The organism is Streptomyces synnematoformans (assembly GCF_039531005.1).
Lineage (GTDB): Bacteria > Actinomycetota > Actinomycetes > Streptomycetales > Streptomycetaceae > Streptomyces > Streptomyces synnematoformans.
This window is the reverse complement of sequence record NZ_BAAAPF010000484.1, coordinates 1-3,540: the sequence shown is the minus strand read 5'-3', so window position 1 is coordinate 3,540 and position 3,540 is coordinate 1. Positions and strand designations below refer to the sequence as shown.

Sequence of the window (3,540 nt, the reverse complement as noted above, 5' to 3'; positions counted from 1 at the left end):
GGCCCGCGGCCCGCCCCGTGCCGGGCCGGGCCGCCGCGCCCGCCGCGCCGCCCAGCGCCACCGCGCCGAGTACCGCGCGTCTGGCGGGCTTCCGCCGCTCCGTACCGCCGTCGCTCATGTCCGCTACCTCTCCGTCGTACCCGCGCCGTACCGGCGCCTCGACAAAAGACGGCCCGATGTTAGGGCGCCCCGGCGGGGGCGCGGGAGACGTGCGGCGGCGCGCTCGTGAAATCGTCGGCAACACTGCGTCCCGGGCGGTTGAACCGGAGTGGGCACCGCGCGGGCAGGCGAGTATGGTCGCAAGCGTCACCGTCCCGACCGGAGGATCCTCCCTTGTTCCGCATCCTGATCAAGGCGTTTCTCGGCTTGCTCATGCGTGTCCTGTACCGCCCGCGGGTGGAGGGCCACGAGCACATTCCCGGGACGGGTCCGGTCGTCCTCGCCGGCAACCACCTCACGTTCGTCGACTCGATGTTCCTCGGCCTGGTGGTGAAGCGGCCGGTGTTCTTCATCGGCAAGGACGAGTACGTCACCGGCAGGGGCGTCAAGGGCCGGCTGATGGCCTGGTTCTTCACCTCGGTCGGGATGATCCCGGTGGACCGGGACGGCGGCCGCGGCGGCGTCGCGGCGCTGATGACCGGCCGCCGGATCCTGGAGGAGGGCCGGGTCTTCGCCATCTACCCGGAGGGCACCCGCTCCCCCGACGGCCGGCTGTACCGGGCGCGTACGGGCGTGGCGCGGCTGACGCTGATGACCGGCGCGCCGGTGGTGCCGTTCGCGATGGTCGGCACGGAGAAGATCCAGCCGGGCGGCTCGGGCCGGCCGCGCATCGCCCGCTTCACGGTCCGCTTCGCGCCGCCGCTGGACTTCTCCCGCTACGAGGGCATGGACCGCGACCGGTACGTGCTGCGGGCCGTGGCCGACGAGGTGATGAGCGAGGTCATGCGGCTCTCCGGGCAGGAGTACGTCGACGTGTACGCCACAAAGGTCAAGTCCGCGGCCTAGGGGTCCGCCGCCCCGGTCCGTACCGTACGGCCGCCGCCGCCCCGCAGCGCGGCGGCTACTTCTCCAGCACCTCCGCGTCGCCCTCCGGGTCGCGCATCTCCGCGGGCAGCCCGTCCGGCGGCCCGGCGGCCCCGCGGGCGCCGGCCTCCGCGCCCACCTCCGGCAGCCACAGCACGAACGTGCTGCCCGCGCCCACCCGCGAGAACAGCCGCGGGCGGCCGCCGTGCGACTCCACGATCTGCCGCACGATCGCCAGCCCCAGCCCCGCGTGCCGGTCCCGGGGGCGGCCCTCCTGGCCGGTGTCGCCGCGCCAGAACCGGTCGAAGACCCGGGCCTGCTCGCCCTCGCCGATGCCCGGCCCGGCGTCCTGCACGGCGATCCACAGCCAGCCCTCCGCCCGGCCGGCCGCGACGGTGACGCGGGTGCCGGCCGGCGCGAGGCGCACCGCGTTGGAGAGCAGGTTGCCGACGGCCCGGCGCAGCGCGTACGGGTCGCCGATCAGCACCAGGCCCTCGTCCAGCCGCCGCCGGATGACCAGCCCCCGCTCCGCCGCCAGCGGCGCGAACTCCTCGCACACCTCGTCCGCGACCGCCGCCAGGTCCACGTCCGCGTCGGCGAACGCGGCGGCCGACCGCCGCGCGGTGGCGAGCAGGTCCTCCACCAGCCGCGTCATCCGCGTCGTGGCCCGGTCGACGACGGCGACGGCGCGCCGGCGCTCCTCCGGCTCCGACTCCTCGACCGTGAGCACCGCGTCGAGGTTGGCCCGGATGATGGCCAGCGGGGTGCGCAGCTCGTGCGAGGCGTCGTCGACGAGCTGGCGCTGCGCGGCGAAGGCGCCGTCGAGCCGGTCGAGCATGGAGTCGACGGTGTCGGCGACCATGCGCAGCTCGTCGCGCGGGCCGTCGAGCCGGATGCGGCGGGACAGGTCGCTGCCGGCCTGGATCTCCTCGGCGGTACGGGCGATGGCGCGGACGGGGCGCAGTGCCCGGCCGGAGAGCACCCAGCCGGTGCCGAGGCTGGCGACGGCCACGCCACCGAGGACGGCGAAGGAGAAGTTGCGCAGGTTGCCCAGTGTCTCGTAGTTGACGGCGGCCTCGACGTCCTCGGCCTTGACGACGTCGATCCGGCCGACGGCCACGCCGTCGATCTGCTTCTCGGCCTCCAGCTCCTTGCTGACGGGGTGGGCGTCGCCGCTGCGCTGCACGGCGACGTAGGCGCCGCCGAGGACCAGCGCGGTCAGGCAGAACACCAGCACCGAGTACAGCACGGTGAGCCGGAAGCGGATGGTGTGGACGAACGCCGGCAGCGGCAGCCGGGGCCGCCTCACGGCGTCTCCTCCTTGAGCCGGTAGCCGTGCCTGATGACGGTCTCGATAAGCGGCTCGTCCTGGCCGGTGACCTTGCGGCGCAGCGATCCGACCGTGACCCGCACGGTGTTGGTGAACGGGTCGGCGTTCTCGTCCCAGACGTGCTCCAGCAGCTCCTCGGCGGAGACGACCCGGCCGGGCCGGGTCATCAGGTAGTGCAGCACGCCGAACTCCTTGGGGGTCAGCCGCAGCGGGCGGGTCCCGCGGTACGCCTCGAACCGGGCGGTGTCCAGCCGCAGTTCGCCGACCTCCACGACGGAGGTGCCGCCCTCGTCGCGGCGCAGCAGGGCCCGTATCCGGGCCAGCAGCTCCGGCAGCGCGAACGGCTTGACGAGGTAGTCGTCGGCGCCCGCGTCGAGGCCCCGCACCCGGTCGGCGAGGCGGTCGCGGGCGGTGAGCATCAGGATCCGCGGCCCGCCGGGGGCCGCGCGTATCTCCCGGCAGACGGCGAGGCCGTCGCCGTCGGGCAGGGTGAGGTCGAGCAGCACGAGGTCGTACTCGTTGACCCCGAGCTTCTCCAGCGCGCCGTCCACGTCGGCGACCGTGTCGACCGCGTACCCGGAGCGTACGAGCCCCACCCTGAGCGCGCCCACCAGGTCCTCTTCGTCCTCGACCACGAGAATCCGCATGACACGAACCTAATCCCCGTCGATGATCGAGTCCGCCGCCCGGACCGCGTCCTCCACCGGCACGGCGAAGCCGATGCCGATCGAGCCGCCCCTGCCCCGGTCCAGCGAGGCGATGGCGGTGTTGATGCCGACGACCCGCCCGCGCGCGTCCACCAGCGGGCCGCCGGAGTTGCCGGGGTTGATGGAGGCGTCGGTCTGCACCGCGCGCTGCCGGCCGCCCTCGCCGAGGGAGACCTCGCGGTCCACGGCGCTGACGATGCCGGAGGTGACCGTGCCGGACAGGCCCAGCGGCGAGCCGATGGCGAGGACGGAGTCGGCGACGGCCAGGTCCGCGGAGCGGCCCCGGGGCAGCGGGCGCGGGGCGTACGGGCCGGTCACCTCCAGCACCGCCACGTCCCGGCCGGTGTCGCGGCCGAGCACCTCCGCGTCGAGGCGGCGCCCGCTGTGCAGCACGACGGAGGCGTCGGTGGCGCCGCCGACGACGTGGGCGTTGGTGAGGACGCGGCCGCGGTCGTCGAAGACGAAGCCGGAGCCCTGCCG

General features: G+C 74.7%; 4 protein-coding genes. 1 reads left to right on the top strand and 3 read right to left on the bottom strand.

Translation table 11 applies throughout. The annotated features are described in order from the left end of the window. Nucleotides 1–333: 333 nt before the first annotated feature. A complete protein-coding gene (locus tag ABD317_RS34800; protein WP_344295584.1) occupies nt 334–1,005 on the top strand; it encodes a lysophospholipid acyltransferase family protein in 672 nt (223 codons plus the stop codon). Between the two features lie 55 nt (nt 1,006–1,060). Here the strand turns inward: ABD317_RS34800 and ABD317_RS34795 are convergent, their stop codons facing one another. The 3 genes from ABD317_RS34795 to ABD317_RS34785 form a co-directional block, all read right to left on the bottom strand. Continuing rightward, nucleotides 1,061–2,332 carry a sensor histidine kinase gene (locus ABD317_RS34795; RefSeq protein ID WP_344295581.1) on the bottom strand — a complete coding sequence of 424 codons (1,272 nt, stop codon included), beginning with the start codon at nt 2,330–2,332 and terminating at the stop codon, nt 1,061–1,063. Further along, entirely contained in the window at nt 2,329–3,000 is a 672-nt protein-coding gene (locus ABD317_RS34790) for a response regulator (protein ID WP_027757174.1), read from the bottom strand. Before ABD317_RS34790 ends, ABD317_RS34795 begins: the two co-directional genes overlap by 4 nt. A 9-nt stretch (nt 3,001–3,009) precedes the next feature. Further along, a partial coding sequence (locus ABD317_RS34785; RefSeq protein WP_344295574.1) for a S1C family serine protease occupies nt 3,010–3,540 on the bottom strand: 531 nt, incomplete at its 5' end.